12 protein-coding genes are annotated in these 15930 nt (G+C 36.9%); 3 read left to right on the top strand and 9 right to left on the bottom strand.

Annotation, left to right across the window (positions count from 1 at the left end; genetic code table 11):
• Positions 1-744, top strand: coding sequence for a deoxyribose-phosphate aldolase (gene deoC, locus AC5YGI_RS20830; protein ID WP_496169605.1), 744 nt, complete (start codon positions 1-3; stop codon positions 742-744).
• A 51-nt stretch (positions 745-795) separates the two neighbouring features.
• Here deoC and dusB read toward each other — a convergent pair whose 3' ends face one another.
• Complete coding sequence (gene dusB / locus AC5YGI_RS20825) at positions 796-1791, bottom strand: tRNA dihydrouridine synthase DusB (RefSeq protein WP_110008089.1); 996 nt, start codon at positions 1789-1791, stop codon at positions 796-798.
• Between the two features lie 144 nt (positions 1792-1935).
• Entirely contained in the window at positions 1936-5163 is a 3228-nt protein-coding gene (locus AC5YGI_RS20820; protein WP_496169602.1) for a DUF8818 domain-containing protein, read from the bottom strand.
• A gap of 153 nt (positions 5164-5316) precedes the next feature.
• Between AC5YGI_RS20820 and AC5YGI_RS20815 the strand changes: the two genes are divergently transcribed.
• Positions 5317-6186, top strand: a complete 870-nt coding sequence (locus AC5YGI_RS20815) for a T9SS type A sorting domain-containing protein (RefSeq protein WP_330743200.1) — start codon at positions 5317-5319, stop codon at positions 6184-6186.
• 154 nt (positions 6187-6340) lie between these two features.
• Positions 6341-7150: a T9SS type A sorting domain-containing protein gene (locus AC5YGI_RS20810; protein WP_202841283.1), complete on the top strand. Its 810-nt coding sequence runs from the start codon at positions 6341-6343 to the stop codon at positions 7148-7150.
• A 59-nt stretch (positions 7151-7209) separates the two neighbouring features.
• On the opposite strand, the gene AC5YGI_RS20805 is transcribed toward AC5YGI_RS20810, so the two are convergent.
• The 7 genes from AC5YGI_RS20805 to AC5YGI_RS20775 form a co-directional block, all read right to left on the bottom strand.
• On the bottom strand, positions 7210-10032 hold the full coding sequence (locus AC5YGI_RS20805; RefSeq protein ID WP_330743197.1) for an aminopeptidase: 2823 nt from the start codon (positions 10030-10032) through the stop codon (positions 7210-7212).
• A 53-nt stretch (positions 10033-10085) separates the two neighbouring features.
• Positions 10086-11465 carry an orotidine-5'-phosphate decarboxylase gene (gene pyrF / locus AC5YGI_RS20800; protein WP_330743196.1) on the bottom strand — a complete coding sequence of 460 codons (1380 nt, stop codon included), beginning with the start codon at positions 11463-11465 and terminating at the stop codon, positions 10086-10088.
• A gap of 121 nt (positions 11466-11586) precedes the next feature.
• Positions 11587-11928, bottom strand: coding sequence for a YkvA family protein (locus tag AC5YGI_RS20795; protein WP_110008082.1), 342 nt, complete (start codon positions 11926-11928; stop codon positions 11587-11589).
• An 82-nt stretch (positions 11929-12010) separates the two neighbouring features.
• A complete protein-coding gene (locus tag AC5YGI_RS20790) occupies positions 12011-12550 on the bottom strand; it encodes a TlpA family protein disulfide reductase (RefSeq protein ID WP_330743194.1) in 540 nt (179 codons plus the stop codon).
• A gap of 9 nt (positions 12551-12559) precedes the next feature.
• Positions 12560-13123, bottom strand: a complete 564-nt coding sequence (locus tag AC5YGI_RS20785) for a thioredoxin family protein (RefSeq protein WP_062676249.1) — start codon at positions 13121-13123, stop codon at positions 12560-12562.
• A 17-nt stretch (positions 13124-13140) separates the two neighbouring features.
• A complete protein-coding gene (gene aroC / locus AC5YGI_RS20780; RefSeq protein ID WP_202841276.1) occupies positions 13141-14211 on the bottom strand; it encodes a chorismate synthase in 1071 nt (356 codons plus the stop codon).
• A 50-nt stretch (positions 14212-14261) separates the two neighbouring features.
• Complete coding sequence (locus tag AC5YGI_RS20775; protein WP_496169596.1) at positions 14262-15896, bottom strand: LIC_10190 family membrane protein; 1635 nt, start codon at positions 15894-15896, stop codon at positions 14262-14264.
• Between the last annotated feature and the right edge of the window lie 34 nt (positions 15897-15930).

Below are 15930 nucleotides of genomic sequence, written 5' to 3'. Positions count from 1 at the left end.
ATGAACATAGCCCAATCTTTGGATTCAACTTACCTGAAGACCCCAGAACAATCAGGTATTTCCCACGAAGAAACACTTCAAAAAGATAAAGAACTTGCTCAGGAAGCAATAGATAATGGTATTTTTGCCGTGATGATTCGTCCGGATTATGTATCGGAGGTGAAGAAATATATTCAGGAAAGAAATTCAAATGTTGTAGTAGGAACTGTAATAGGTTTCCACGAAGGAACGTATTCCATTGATGAAAAGCTTGCAGAAGCTTCAAAAGCAATAGAAGACGGAGCAGATGAACTGGATTTTGTTATTAATTATACCGCTTATCTACAGGGAAATATAGAACTGGTAAGAGAAGAATTTGTAAAATGTACAACATTGTCTCTCGAGCATCATAAAATTGCAAAATGGATTATTGAAATTGCTGCATTAACTGATGAACAAATTGCCGATCTTACTAAAAAGATTTCTACCTGGGCAGAAGAGAACTTTTCTGAAAATGAGTTGGCGAAAATTTTTGTCAAATCATCAACAGGATTTTATCAGACTGCCGAAGGAAAGCCTAACGGAGCAACCTTTGAAGGAATAACAATTATGCTGAGCAACGCCGGCAAACTTCCCGTAAAAGCAGCAGGAGGAGTAAGAACTCCCGAAGATGCTGAGAAAATGATCAGAATGGGAGTTAAAAGAATTGGAACTTCTTCAGCTCTGGGATTAATTAAAAACGAATCTTCATCAGAAGGATATTAATATCAGATTCTTAATATAAAAAAACCATCAGTTTTGCTGATGGTTTTTATTTTATAGCTGTGCCTGATATTCTTCGTAGAACTGTTGGGTTTCTTTGATCAGGCTGTCCATTTCTTCCATAGTGAAAACTTCCAGGAATTTTTTTCTGAACTCCTTGAAATGAGGAATTCCTCTGAAATAGTTGCTGTAATGCTGTCTCATTTCAACCAGGCCTAGTCTTTCTCCTTTCCATTCAGCACTCCATTCTGCATGCTGACGTACCGCCAGTAAACGGTCTGAAATGGTTGGCTCAGGTAAATGCTCTCCTGTTTTAAAGAAATGCTTGATTTCATTAAAAATCCATGGATATCCAATAGCAGCACGCCCGATCATAATACCGTCACAGGCATACTTTTGCTTATATTCTAATGCTTTTTCCGCAGAATCTATATCACCATTTCCAAAAATCGGGATCTCAATATTTGGATTTTGTTTAATCCTTGAAATATGTTCCCAGTCTGCTTCACCCTTGTACATTTGAGCACGGGTTCTTGCATGTATCGTAAGGGCTTTAATTCCTGTTTCCTGAAGGCGTTCTGCTACTTCATCAATATTAATGCTGGTACTGTCCCATCCTAAACGGGTTTTTACAGTAACTGGAAGATGAGTAGAGCTTACAACAGCTTTTGTAAGACGTACCATAAGGTCGATATCTTTCAAAACACCAGCACCTGCTCCCTTGCAGACAACTTTTTTTACCGGACATCCGAAATTAATGTCTACCAGATCCGGATTTACCGTTTCAACAATCCTTGCAGACATGGCCATAGCTTCTTCGTCTCCACCAAAAATCTGTATCCCAACGGGTCTTTCATAATCGAAAATATCCAGCTTTTTACGACTCTTGATAGCGTCACGAATCAACCCTTCGGAAGAAATAAATTCCGAATACATTAAATCTGCACCATGCATTTTACACAAACGTCTGAACGGAGGATCACTTACGTCTTCCATCGGAGCCAGCAAAAGAGGAAATTCCGGCAGTTCTATGTTGCCTATTTTTATCATGGTGCAAATTTACGAAATTCTGAACATTCATAAATATGATATTATCTATCAGCATAAATGATTGCTTTGTTTAGAATCTGAAGCGTAGAAAAAAGTATTAAAATAGTGAAGGAGTTTTGGCTACTCACTTCCAGTCTTCCATTGTTAGAAGCTTGCTTTTACCTGCATACTTCCGATATGAATGGTACGGTCGCCGGAATTTCTTCCTTCGTAATTAAGATTCAGCTGGATGAATGAGTTGATAGCCTGCTGGATAAATACACTCCACACCTGGTTTTTTCCGGGTTTAAGCCCATCCAGCATCTGGTTTCCTACGATACTGAAATTGTTTCCTGTAAAATCGTTATTGATAAATGAGAAGTTTCCACGGATAGACGTTTTTCTTCGCTCCCACTGGATGGTTCCTGTAACATCAAAAGCCTTAAGAAGTTCTTCGCCATCCAATCTTTGTTTCTGACGGAAAGCAGAAGATAATTCAGCCTGAATAGCATCGGTGAATTTATAAGTTGCTTTAGGCTTGGTTTCAAAATTATTCAGACGATAATCTCTTGTTTTAAATAATTGTGAAGAGTTTTGAATATCATGAACCGAGTTTTCCCAATCCACTCTGAATTCTTTATTGAACCAATATCCTATGTTCAGGAAATGGGAAGTCTGCTCACGTTCTTCATTACTGAAATTGGCATTGATGAGATTGTCATTGGTGATGAAACGGTAATTTCCGTTCCAGCCTGATTTATCGGTTGGATTAAACTGTACGGAAGCCAGAATATTCTGATTTTTAAGGATCTGATCACTGTTCTTTTCAAAAGGGTTCAGCACAAGTACTTTTTCCTTTTTGTAGAATGAGTTTTGAGAATTTAATGAAATATTGAAATTCCAACGTTTTAAAAATCCATTCTCAGAATTGAAAACAATGGCCGGATTGACAAACAAGGCCAACTGTAATTTATTTTTATTGGAAGGAATATAGCGTACAGAATTTGTATAGACGCGGATGTATTGGGCAAGATCGGAATATTCGGCAATTTCAAATTCATCCAGCTGCTGAACGCCGTCCCCGTTATAATCCGTCCATTTATAAACACCTTGTCCGTCTGTAACTTTGATGTACTGGAATTCCCTCTGTGCTTCCTGCCCGTTGCCCAGCTCATAGAAAGCCTGAAGACGCATCCCGTTTCTGAAAAGCTGTTGGTTGTATAAGATGTTTCCGACAACAAAATCATTATTACGGGTTACTTCACCTTCTGCCCCTGCGTAGAAGAATTTTCGGTAGTGAATTAGAGCATTTAAACTGGTTCTTTCGGTTTTGATAATCTGACTTTCAGCCATGATCCCCAGAATATTGTTCATATTCTGAAGCCTGTTATCACGTACTGAGTCGTTATCCCTCATATATACTTTTGCCAGTAATTTGGTTCTTGTGCTGTCGCCGATTTTCTTTTGTAAAAAGATTTCTTTCCAGCTGAAACTCGTAACATCCATAAGCTGGGTATCGTTGTACTTCTTCTCGTTGTGTTCCATGCTTCCACCAATGGCCCAGCTTCCTTTTTTACCCGTAAACTCTGTTGAAACTCCGCCACGGATGAATTTTGTATCCTGAAGAGTAGCATTGGTACTCAGATAAGATAAATTACCTTTAGTAAAGAATTTTCCCGTTAGCCAGCCAAAGTCAAGGTCGTTTTTAATCCCTTTGTAAGAATCCTGTTCGTCCAGATAATTGATGCGGTAATTCAACGTAGACTTATTATTCCATTTATTCAGGAAGCTGAAGATGAATCTGTTTTGGGTCTTTTTATTGAATTCCTGGGTAAGGTTGAAATCTCTGGAGAATTCTACATCATTGATACGGTCAAGGATATGAAACTGTCTGTCTATATATTGATATTCAAAGCTTGGTGTTCCTTTCCATGCATTTTTTGTAAAGCTTTTATTTCCAAAAACACGCCATGCATAGCCGATATTCTGATCAGAATCTTTTGATGAAAATAAATTGACATCATAATTACTCAAAGAGATATCTGTACCTATTTTTCCCTCGTTTAAAAGGTACTCAGAGTTCAGAGAGTACACCTGTGATTTTTGAGGAGAAGGAAGTTTTCTTACCGCTCTGTAATCTCCGCCATTAGGACCTACATATTCAAAAACACGCCCGTTGTTGGTAGTCTGTGCAATTTTATAATCTCCCTGATTAGCTCCGAAATATGTAAAAGAAACCTGATAAAGTGTTAAACTCGAATCCGTAGAATATTCATAGAAATTTCCGGCAGGACTTAGTTTGTATAAAATTTTATTGACATCATATTCGGTTACAACTCCTGAAGGGGCATACATCAGGTCAGGATTATTTCCGGCATCAGCCAGAATTTGCTCATCTTCTTTAGAAAGGTTTAAAGAAAGAGGTGCGTTCTTATTGTCATTTTCCATGAACCAGTTGAATCCCACTTTGAATTTTTCTCTCTGATGCTCAAGCTTTCCTGTAAACAGATACCTTGAATAATTCCTGTTGGCATAGTTATAAGATATCGTGATGAAATTCTGTTGGAAAATAGGACGGAAACTGGTAAAGGTAACTTCACCGGTGTTGTAATTGATGATATAATCCTGGTTTTCACCGCGCTTCATCAGGATCCCATCAATAAAGACCTGTTCAGAACCGGAGATCAGTGTAATAAACTGTTCACCGTTCTTACCTGTCAGACGGTAAGGTCCCTGGTTGCCTTCAACCCCCTGAAAACGGATTCTGTGGAATTCACTTCGTGCAACTCCTGCAGAGATATCTAAGAATGTCTTGTTTTCCTTCCCGAATTCTGTCTGGAACTGAAGTCCCATACTTCTCCTCTGGTATTTGGCAAAATAATTTTTAGCTTCCACAAGGTCAAGATGCCCTGCTCTGAGGATAGATTTATCCTTGATATTAAGCTGCATATAGATTTTGTCAAACTCCTCCAAAGTCTGGGTATAACCATCAGCCTGAATCGGCAGGTTATGATCTGAAATACTTGCTAAAATAGTAACATCTTTGGATAACCGCCCTGATATCTGAAGATCCATGGAACTTTGTACAGACTGTCCCTGGTTGTTACCAAAAGTAATCCCACGGATAATAGATCCTTTTGAATTAAGCTCTCCTAAAAATCTCTTTTTATCATTTTTTGCCAGTACGGCTTCATCAATAATGATCTTATTGTGCGTTCTTATAAAATCCAGAGTGTCCTTTGCAAAGATGTCCTGCTCCAGCTTTGCCGCAAGAATACTGTCTCGTTTGATGCTGTCTTCAGGCACGTTGGGATTTTTCCATGAAAATACCTGAGCATTTCCTGAAAATATGCCTACGAAGAACAAAACGAATAGAATGACAAAATTCCGCAACTTTTAAAAATAATTCGTAAAAATAATTAAAAAATGTTAACATTAAGAGGTCAACTATTATTAACAAAAACTTAACCTCTTTATTGTCCCTGAAAAAAAATTAGAATGTAGTTTTGTTAGAGAAAGAAAATTATTAACAACAAAAAATAAATCATGAAAAAACTTTATTCTCTTTTTGCAACAGTTGCACTGGGCGCAGTGGTTTTTGCGCAAACAACTTACCTTTGGGACGGTAGTTCTGTAAATCCTATTTCCGGTACCAACGCTACTATTTCAAGTGTGGCATTTGCAGCAACTCAGGGAAATAATAATGGTACTACCAATTTAATAACTGCTTCATCTGTATCTACAGGATATGCAGGAGCAAGCGGATCCAGTAATTTTGGTGCTGCAGCTTTTAAAGAACCACTTTCAACTGCAACAAGCACCTATTTTAGTGTTACTGTTACTCCTGTTGCTGGTAACAAAGTAACTTTGAATTCTCTAAATTTCGGGTCAAGAGGGACATCTACCGGTCCCGGAAAGATTACAGTATACTCAAGCATCGATAATTATGCAACAGCGATAGGAACTGTAAACGTTAACAATAACAGTACATGGACCTTGAATAATATTACTTTTTCAGGGAGTAATTTAGTAGGTGCAGAATCAGCTCCGGTTACACTAAGAATCTATGGAAGTGACAGCCCAGGTACAGGAACTCCATCTTTGGGTACTGCTAATTGGAGAATAGATGATATTTCTTTAACGGTTACTGCATCTAACGCCACTTTAGCTGTTATCGATTCTAAAAACATAAAGTCAGGAAACTTTGTAAAGAACTCTTTCGTTAAAAATAATGAAATTGTTTTCGGATCTGATGTAAAAGATGTGAAGATTTTCAATAGCTTCGGACAGCTTGTAAAAGAAGCTTCTGTAAGACAAAATGAAACGGTAAGCGTTGCTGAATTAGCAAAAGGAAACTATATCGTTACAGGTACAGTAAACAACCAGCCGGTTTCTCAGAAAGTTCTTAAAGACTAATCCCTTTTCAATAAAAATATAAACAGCCACTTCAATGAAGCGGCTGTTTTTGTGATTATTTCCTGATGTTTAGCTTTTTGTATCTTATATATTTCATAATTTGGTGGTATTATTTTTGATGTTTTATGATCAATCCATTTCTAAAATTAATACGATGAAAAAAATCTTTACTCTTGCTGGACTTACATTATTAACTTCTTTTTCAAATGCTCAGATTGTGATCAATGAGATCTATGGCGGGAATGCCAATTCAGGAGCTGTATTAAAGAATAATTATATCGTCCTTAAAAATATCGGAACTACTTTGGTTTCTTTGACGGGAGCAAGTATTCAATATGCTCCGGCGATAGGTGCTTTTACAGAATATCATACGCTTCCGGATTTGACGTTAGGACCTGAAGAGACCTATTTGATTCAGGAATCAGCGATTGAAGGAGGTGTCGAAAATCTGCCAACACCGGATTTTATTGCAACAACAATCGTAAATTTTGACGGAACTCCCAATAAATCTTCCGGATTAAAAATTTCCAACGTATCAGGAAAAGTTGCATTAGCGGGAAATATAGTGCAGGTCACAGGGCCTTCTGCATCCAATGTCCTGGATTTTGTAGGGTACGGATCCAATGCAGATCAGTTTAAAGGAGACGGGCCGGCTCCATCTCCCACTACAACCACGGCTATCAGAAGAAATTTAGTAGGAAGTAATGATAATATGGCAGACTTTTCCCTAGAAGGCAGCGTGAAGTCAGGCTTTGTACAGAATCCATTTATAAAAGACAGTAAAGTAGTGTTCGGAACTGAGGTGAAAGATGTGAAAGTTTATGATACATTCAGACAGGTCGTTAAAAAATCACCTACTAAGCTGGCCTCAACTCTTGATATTGCAGAGCTTCCAAAAGGAACTTATATTGTGACGGGAACCATTAACAATATTCCGATCTCACAGAAAATAATAAAAGATTAGTTTTAAATAAGAGAGGACAACCGATAATAGGTTGTCCTTATTTTTTATTTTTCAGAATCTTAATACCAACCTCTTCTCGCTGCATTAATAATTGAGCCGAGATTAAGAATTAAAGTATATCTGATACGCTTCCCATAATCTTTGAATGAAGGTTCAAATCCTAAAGACGACTGTATCGGGAAATACACTTCCAGAAAATCGGGGATGATTCTTACTTTAACCCCGGTGTCCCAGATGAATTTGGCGGGAAGATCTTTGTTTTTATACACTCCCGCATCCGCATATACATGGAATATTTTCCATACACTTGAATCCACGTTGGCGGAAGTAATCCATTGGTTGACTGTTCCCGGAAGAAAAGATTTAAAACCACCATCAGCTAATATAAATTGCTGGGAAAGAAGCCCGCTGCTGGCACTTTCTCCCAAAAGCGTATAAGAGAATGAATAGTTGGAAACCCTAGAAATCCCGTAGTCGAAGAGGTTATTTCTGGTGTTGTTTCTTAAGAAATACCCGGCAAATAAACGTAAGCTCAGCTTTTGTTTGGGAGCGAATTCCCATCTGTAAAAGCCTTCAGCCGTTATTTTATTGAAATCTTCCATACCCTGGGTGCTCAGGCTGAAGCTTTTTTCATGAATCATCTGGCTGTCGCTATAGCCGTATCCGATACTCCAGAGGTTATATTTGCTGTAATCATTATTGGCAATCATCTTAGGACTCAGATCCCTTTCAAAATAATTATAGGATACGCCAAGACTTCTGCTAACGGTACTTCTCGGGTTTTTTCTGAAGTTAATAGAAGAAGATATAGAAGTCTTTCTGTAGGCAAGATCATAATCATAATGAAAATAAGAGCCTGAAACCCCGAATGTAAGACTTCTGATAATGCTTTCTGCAGGCAGAATAGAGTAGGAGACAGCTCCCGAACCGGTAAGTTTCCCTGTTCCGGTACTATAGGTTGGAGTCACCGAATACAGGAATTTCTGGTCAAAGAAAGATTGATTTTTAAAATTGGCTCCCAGAAGAAATTTATCATACGTATTGTTGAAACGTACCCTTGGGCTGATGTAAATTTCATTGTATTCCGGGTTTGGAATGTCTTTTATTAGTTTAAGTTTAATTTTTTTTGCATTGGAAAATAAACCTTTCGCATACAGGAAGTTGTCTCTGTAATTGGATTCAGGGAAAATATAGCCACTGTTTAAGGTGGTTTTGTAAATATTCTCTGATGCAGGAAGCGACAGGCTGGTGGTACGTTCATTTTCCTCCGTGTCTATCCAATACGCTTTCTTTTCTCCTTCTCTGGTTTCTGTTTCCAGCTTTACAGGAATAGAAATATCTGTATTTCTTACAATTTTTATTTGCAGGGAGTCATTATCTTTTCTAATGTTTTTCAATTTAAAATCAACCCTGTTCTTTTGTTTGAAAAAGTTGGAAAGGTAGGCTGTCGATTTATTGTTTTCAGAAAGAGACGACAAAAATTCTTCAGGATTAATTTTTTTTCCGGAATTCTGAGCAATATAATTTTTTAGAATACCATCGAATTGTTCATATCCCATTTTGTCTGCCGAGTAGTTGAAAAGGCTTCCTGTTTCAAAGCTGCTGATGGCCATATCATTGAAATTACTCAGAACAGGGAAATGTTCATCAATTTTCTGATCAAGGTTCTGCAGCATAATATACTGATAGGAAAGTCCGTAGCGGTCCAGAAGTTTTACTTTGGAGGCGTGGAATAGCTTTAATGGTTTAAGTCCAAAGATTCTGGTCTCCGGAAGTGTCCCTAAAAGTTTCGTATCAGCGTAGAATTTTTTGAGGTACTGAATTTCAAGATAAGACTTTAAACCATTTTTAAACCAGTGGTCTTTTTCTTTATCGGCAATAACGCCTTCGTCAAGAATTTTCTTGGCAATGATCCCGAAATAATCCATATCGGTTTTTTCGGTCTCAGTAAACAGGCGGAATCTGAATTTCCAGAAAGTAATATCATTGTTCCCGAAAAAGTCTTCTTTGGCTCTGAATTTATCTGAGATAAAAATACTTTTCGGAAGATACCCGATGTGTTCTTTAATAAATTTTAATTGTAAAGGAAGATAAAACTCCAGGTTTTGTTTTTCATCCGGTTTCAGATTATATCCAAATTTGATTTCGATTTCCTCTCCGTCAACATTGGTTTTTATGGATTGAAATGCTGTCGGAGAAATTAAAAACTCAGGATCTGAATCGAGATAACCCTTAAATGAGTTCATCTGAACCTGAGGAAGGTTACCTTCAACAAAACTGTTCACAGGGATATCAAAATTGACGGTCCAGAAAGTATTAAAGCTTACCTGTTCCTCAATATCGTGATAATTTCTTCTGGAAATATTGTCCGGATCAAAATGATCCGGAACAATAAAGAAATATTTTAATACCGTATTCTGAGCGGATGTTCCGTATCCCGTAAAAGTTTTATCGGGAAGCTGCATCCTGTATTGCAACTGTAGAGTGACGCTTTCGCCGGGTTTTAATACATTTTTCAGAGGAATAAAAAGATTTTCATCTGAGAGGGTATTGACAGGAAGGACTTCATTTTCAGAATTTTTAATGTTCAGTTCCAGAAGTTTTCCCAATTGGTCATTTTTTGCAAAATGCAAATCATTATTCCGGTCTTCCAGTTTTCTGTAGACTAAAGAAGTTCCCCGTTTATTGTACGCGGCAACCCAATTCAGGAGTTTTACGGTCTGCAGGTCTTTCCCGGATTGATTATAATAAACCATTTCCTGGCGGACCTCAAGGTTTTTTTTGTCAGGAGACAGTTTTGTTTCAATGTATATACTGTCTGTCTGTGCAGAAACCTGTACAACTCCCCATAACAAAATAAGGCAAATGCTGATCTTTTTCAAATATTCGTGATAAAGCTCAAATATAACTTATTTTGTATATACTTTATAGCATTTTAACCTTGAATTGTTTTTTTTTCCAAAGAATTAATATAAGCATTCCATCCTTCTGTTTTATAAGTGATGGCAGATGCTTCAGGATCATTGGATTTGTAGATTCCTCTTCCTACGATGATAAAATCTGTGTGCAGTGTTTTGAAAACATGTTCCGGTGTGTTGTACTGCTGCCCTTTACCATCTCCTGAATCCGCAAGGTTAACCCCAGGAGTAAACAATAGCAGATCCTCAGGAATTTTATTCTGAGATACACCACCAATGACATTAGGATGAGATAAAGCCACTTTTAAAGCTTCCTCACGATAGCTTGCAGTTGTTAAAGCTCCTTTGGAAGACATTCCAACAATGGCTACCACTCCTACATTTTTGAAACAGTCTAATGATTCAAAACCTCCGATTACCTGAGAAGTTACGAAATCTGCCCAATCTGTAATTTTGAAAACTCCGCTTGTGAACTGAAGTTCCTGTGTATTTCCGATATCAGCAAATTTTCTGTCTTCCATCAGTAAGAACTGGTGTTTTGCAGCAATAGCTTTTAAAGGAGTAATTGTTTTTTCATATTCGAAATCAGAGATAATATCGATATGCGTTTTTAAAGCAATAATATGCGGACCTACTTTTTCAGCAAGTTCCAACAGCTCCTGAGTTGTAGTAACATCTGCAGAGGCAATAAGGTTTGATTTTTTTGCCAAAGCTGTTTCCAGTAATTTTTTTGAAACGGAATGCTGCGTTACCTGAAGTTTCTGCTCATAAGAAGATCTTGTTTCCTCTTCAAACTGAATATGATTTCCCTGAAGGAAGTCCTGAATTCTTTTTACTTCTTCATCTGACAATTCACCTGTTTCCTGAAGAATATTGCATACTTCCGAAATATTGAAAAGGGTGTGTACTCTGTATCCTTTGCTTTCCAATAATTGTTTTCCTCCCTGCTCTCTGTCAAGTACCACCACAATGTCTGAAACTTTAAGATCTTCCTGTTCTATTTCAGGAATGGTTTCCAACAAAGATTTTCCTGAAGTGATCACATCTTCTACTAAAAGACAGTTTTGTCCTTTCTGGTAAATTCCTTCAATCAACTTCTTGGTACCGTAGCTTTTTGCTTCTTTTCTTTTAATAATTAATGGAATATAGCTTTCCAGAGACATTGCTGTAGCCATAGGAAGAGCAGCATAAGGAACTCCACAGATTAAATCAAAATTATCTAACGGAAGCATTTCCAATAAATAATTAGCAAGATTTTTTAAAATTTTAGGATCTGAAGCCAAAGGTCTCAGGTCTACATAAAAAGGACTTTCAATACCGCTTTTCAGGGTAAACCTGCCGAATTTGATGATGCCTAGTTTGTAACACTCTAAGAAGAATTCTTTTTTACTTTCCATTATTTTTTATTAGATATTGCAAATTTAAGGAATTGAAATAAGGCTTAAAAATTTATCGCTCATTTGTAAACAAAAAACCATCCCGGATTGGCCGGGATGGTGTTAAAAATATAATAAACTATTATTTTACGATTTCAGCATCAATGACTTGGGTACCGCTATATTTCTGCTGGGCTTCCCATAACAAAAATTTGTCAACCTCTTTGATGAGTTTAGGAATGGTAAGCGACAATACTGCTAGGTCATCCATAACTCCAAGAACCGGTATTACAAATTCAGGAAGCAGATCAATAGGAGAGAGTACATATAAAATTCCAAGTAAAGGAAGAATAATGTCTATGGATTTCATTGGATAAATTCCTTTTCTCCACATTTTGACCATTCTGAAAATATCAGGGATCTTTTTGATAAAGCCCTTATGATTGATGGCTTCTTTTGCAAGATTTAATTTTGAATATTTCATTTTGTGTTTGGATTAATAAATTTTTCAACGCTATAAAATTCGCAAATCCTGTACCAACAAATTATAAAATTTAGTTAAAATATTATTTGATAATATTGTCAATGAACTGATGCACAGTCTCTGTGTTCCAGTCTTTTGTAGCATCCTCTTTAATAAGGATTCTTCCGTTTTTATCCAGCAGAAAAGTGGTAGGAAATACCTTTGGAAGAATTTTCTCAGAAATAGGACTTTGAGCAATATATACCGGAACAGTATAGTTGTTTTCTTTCAAGAACTTCCTTACATCCTCTTCTTTATCATTCATGGCAATTAAAACAAAATCAACATGATCCTTTCTCGTATCGTAAAGTTTCTGAATAGAAGGCCATTCTTTTCTGCAAGGCGGGCACCATGTTCCCCAGAAGTTCAGAAAAACCCCTTTATCTTTAAAATTTTTAAGATTGGTGCTTGGCGCATTAATGCCTTTAAGCTCTATATCATAATCTTCTTCACTGATATGAACCGCATTTTCTATAGTGGCTACGGGAAAGAATGCATCTTTCAGGGTGTTTCTTATTCCGGGTACGAAGGCAACCACACCTATGATGGCAATAATTACAAGATAAATGACATTTTTTTTCATATCTCTTTTTTATAGCAGATCTAAAATTTCCTGAACAGCATCTTTACCTCTGTTTTTGGCATAATATATCTGCAGATCGTTGTAGAAAGTATCTTTTGGATACGCTTCAGGATCAGCTTTATATTTCATCAGAAGCTCATATCCATATTTGGGACGCGGTCCCCATGAATTTTTTACATTCAGGTCTTTATCAAGGATAAGGACTTTCGGAATAGATTCTGTACCGTTCGTTAAAAATTGGTTGATTAAGCTTTTATCACTGTCTCTCAGAAAAACTCTTACTTCATTATGTCCTTCAAAAAATCTGAAAAGAGCAGGTACTGTTGCACTTGCGTCTCCACACCATGCTTCGGAAATAATCAGAATTTTTCCGTCAAAGTTTTTGGCAGCAAGTTCTTTCAGCTGATCTTCATCCGGAACGTATTTTTTTACCGTTCGGTCCATTCTCTGAAGTCCCAGCTCATAATATTGTTTATAGTCAGCCTCCTGTTGGTTGGCAGGATTTTCTAATCTTTCTTTTGCAATCTGAAGATATTCTTCAAACGAAATTCCTTTATCCCAGTAATTTTTCATTACCAAAAATATTTATATTAAAAATTATTGATGTTTCTTGTTTTGTTGATCAAAAACAGGTCTGCCAGTACAAACGCAGCCAGACTTTCCACTACAGGCACTGCTCTTGGAACGACACAAGGATCGTGGCGTCCTTTTCCTTCTACAATGACAGGATTTCCGTCTTTATCAATACTGTCCTGAGGTCTTAAAATAGTAGCTACAGGTTTGAAAGCTACGCGGAAATAGATGTCCATTCCATTGGAAATTCCACCCTGGATACCTCCTGAAAGGTTAGATTTTGTTGTAAAATCTGTATTGAAGGCATCATTATGTTCTTTTCCTGTCATTTTAGCACCACAGAAACCACTTCCATATTCAAATCCTTTGCAGGCATTGATGTTCAGCATTGCTTTTGCCAGTTCAGCCTGAAGCTTTGAAAATATGGGTTCACCAATTCCTACAGGAACATTTTTAATGACACAGGTGATGGTTCCTCCGATGGTATTTCCTTCTTTTTTGATCTCCTTGATTTTTGCAATCATCTTTTCTGCCGTTTCAGTATCCGGACAACGAACATCATTGCTCTCTGTTTGGGAGAAGTCTAAAGCCTGATAAGGTTTTTCACAGAAAATATCACCTACGGAAGAAACGTAAGCATTGATCTCAATATTGGGTAAAAGTTGTTTGGCAAGGGCTCCGGCCACTACCCAGTTCATGGTTTCTCTTGCGGAAGATTTTCCGCCGCCGCGATGATCCCTGAAACCAAATTTCTGGTCATAAGTAAAATCAGCATGGCTTGGACGATATGCGCCTGCAATGTGATCATAATCTTTCGATTTCTGATTTTCATTTTCAATGATAAAACCGATGGGCGTACCTGTTGTTTTGCCATCAAAAATTCCGGAAAGAAACTTTACCGTGTCACTTTCCTTTCTTTGTGTAACGATTGCCGACTGGCCAGGCTTTCTTCGGTTCAGTTCGTACTGAACTTTATCGAGATCTACCGTTAAACCTGCCGGAAAATTATTGATGATACCGCCATAAGCCACTCCGTGACTTTCTCCAAATGTTGTAAGACTAAGAAGATTACCTAATGTGTTGAACATGATACAAAATTACCTTTTTTTCTTCAGATAATAAAGTTTCTGGATTTGTTCTATTTATCAGTGTTTTCGATAGTATTGATAATCTTTTGAGCTTCCTCTTTTTCTTCTGAGATCATTTTTTTCCAGATAAATCCTTTTTTGATATCATTTTTATCCGAGAGTTGTGGAAAAATACCCGCCTTTACGTTATCGAAAAAATAAGCCGGAGTGATGGCCGGAAGCGGGGTGTCAAAACTATAAGGATAACGATGAGAAACATTAAATTTAAAATTTCCAACCTTAAATGTATCAAACTGCTGATATTCATAGCCTGCAGGCTTGTACATCTGTTCTTTTTCAAATCCTTTCATAAAGTTTCCGACTCTGAAACTTGGAAGATATCTCTGGATAAATTCCGGGAAGGATAAAATGGAAATAAAAAATACGCTTAGAATGGAGAAAGTAATAACAGCTTTCTTCTGATCAAAATATTCATGGAAAATAACAAAGAATACCACGAAAAAGACATCTGTAAAAAATCTGTATTGGGCTGAAAAAGCAAGAACTAATATACTCTTTATCAATAATGAAAGACAGATCAGGGTGATGAGCTTTTTCTTTTTTATTAAGGTAAAGACAGTGAAAATGACTAAGTTCAAAACAAAAAGAATGTTGATTTTGGATTTGATTCCTTCCAGAGAAAACCAGTTTCTGATATAATCTGCAGTTGAAAATTTCTGGATTTCCTCATACGTGTACTGCATATCATACGTTTTCATAATGGCAAATTGTGAGGAGATTTTTAAAACCTCAGAATTGGGTTTCCAGCATATTCCTACATCACCAAATGCTAACGGAAAGACCGGATATCCGAATGTCCAGATATTTTTAATGAAGAAAAGCAGTAAGATGATGATTCCTGAAAAGAAGGATCTGAAATGGGTTTTAAAAATAAAAACTGAACTTAGGAATGTCAATACAGGCAGCCATATCATGGTTGGTTTTATGGCAAAAACAAATACTGAAAATGTAAAAAGGAAAGCGGAATTTCTGTTCCCTGCCATGATCTCATTTAAAATAATCAATGAAAAAATAAGGACAGGAAGATCAGGGCTTGGAGACTGTGAAAAGAGCAGTAATACCGGCAGGAAACATAGATGTATCCAGTTTTTCTTTTCAATACTATAAATACTGTAGATGATAAGCAGCAGGGTATTGATTCTTAAGAAAGGGTCAGAGAAATTAGAAAACCCAGCCTGAAAGATATGCCAGACAGACATTTGCCCTAAGGTGAGGTCTACATTGGAAATCCCCTTTACCAGACCATATTCTGTGAGCCACTTCAACGTAGGAATATAATATCCGAAATGATCCAATATATAAGGATAAAAAGAACCTGCGAATATAATAACCAGAGAACATACACTTAATACTTTAAATTCCTTTTTTGTAAGCTGGTAGAAATCCTGATAAAGTTTATTTTTAAAGAAAAAGAAAAATCCTGAGAGTATGGAAGGTATTTCTACATTTATATTCAAGGGAGTGAAAAATGAGATAACTGTCCATATCAGGCTTAATCCCAGGATTCCGGATAAAATTTTCCCGGAAATTCCCTGGAACAAATTGCCCCATATATTTTCCACGATCTTTCCCCAGCCCATCAGGACAGGAATAATGAAAATGGATGAAAACAGAATCAGTATCATAAAAAAAGATTGCTTAAAAGTAAGCAATCTTTGT

The sequence above is a fragment of the Chryseobacterium sp. CS3K3.1 genome (genome assembly GCF_059515165.1).
The sequence above is the reverse complement of the archived record's forward strand: the minus strand, read 5'-3'. Positions and strand labels throughout refer to the sequence as shown.

Excerpts from the sequence above, each read along its gene's own strand:
- AC5YGI_RS20810 (WP_202841283.1), top strand. The coding sequence starts at position 6,341 with ATGAAAAAAATCTTTACTCTTGCTGGACTTACATTATTAACTTCTTTT.
- AC5YGI_RS20785 (WP_062676249.1), bottom strand. The coding sequence starts at position 13,123 with ATGAAAAATTACTGGGATAAAGGAATTTCGTTTGAAGAATATCTTCAG.
- AC5YGI_RS20775 (WP_496169596.1), bottom strand. The coding sequence starts at position 15,896 with ATGATACTGATTCTGTTTTCATCCATTTTCATTATTCCTGTCCTGATG.
- AC5YGI_RS20815 (WP_330743200.1), top strand. The coding sequence starts at position 5,317 with ATGAAAAAACTTTATTCTCTTTTTGCAACAGTTGCACTGGGCGCAGTG.
- deoC (WP_496169605.1), top strand. The coding sequence starts at position 1 with ATGAACATAGCCCAATCTTTGGATTCAACTTACCTGAAGACCCCAGAA.
- pyrF (WP_330743196.1), bottom strand. The coding sequence starts at position 11,465 with ATGGAAAGTAAAAAAGAATTCTTCTTAGAGTGTTACAAACTAGGCATC.
- aroC (WP_202841276.1), bottom strand. The coding sequence starts at position 14,211 with ATGTTCAACACATTAGGTAATCTTCTTAGTCTTACAACATTTGGAGAA.
- AC5YGI_RS20795 (WP_110008082.1), bottom strand. The coding sequence starts at position 11,928 with ATGAAATATTCAAAATTAAATCTTGCAAAAGAAGCCATCAATCATAAG.
- AC5YGI_RS20790 (WP_330743194.1), bottom strand. The coding sequence starts at position 12,550 with ATGAAAAAAAATGTCATTTATCTTGTAATTATTGCCATCATAGGTGTG.
- dusB (WP_110008089.1), bottom strand. The coding sequence starts at position 1,791 with ATGATAAAAATAGGCAACATAGAACTGCCGGAATTTCCTCTTTTGCTG.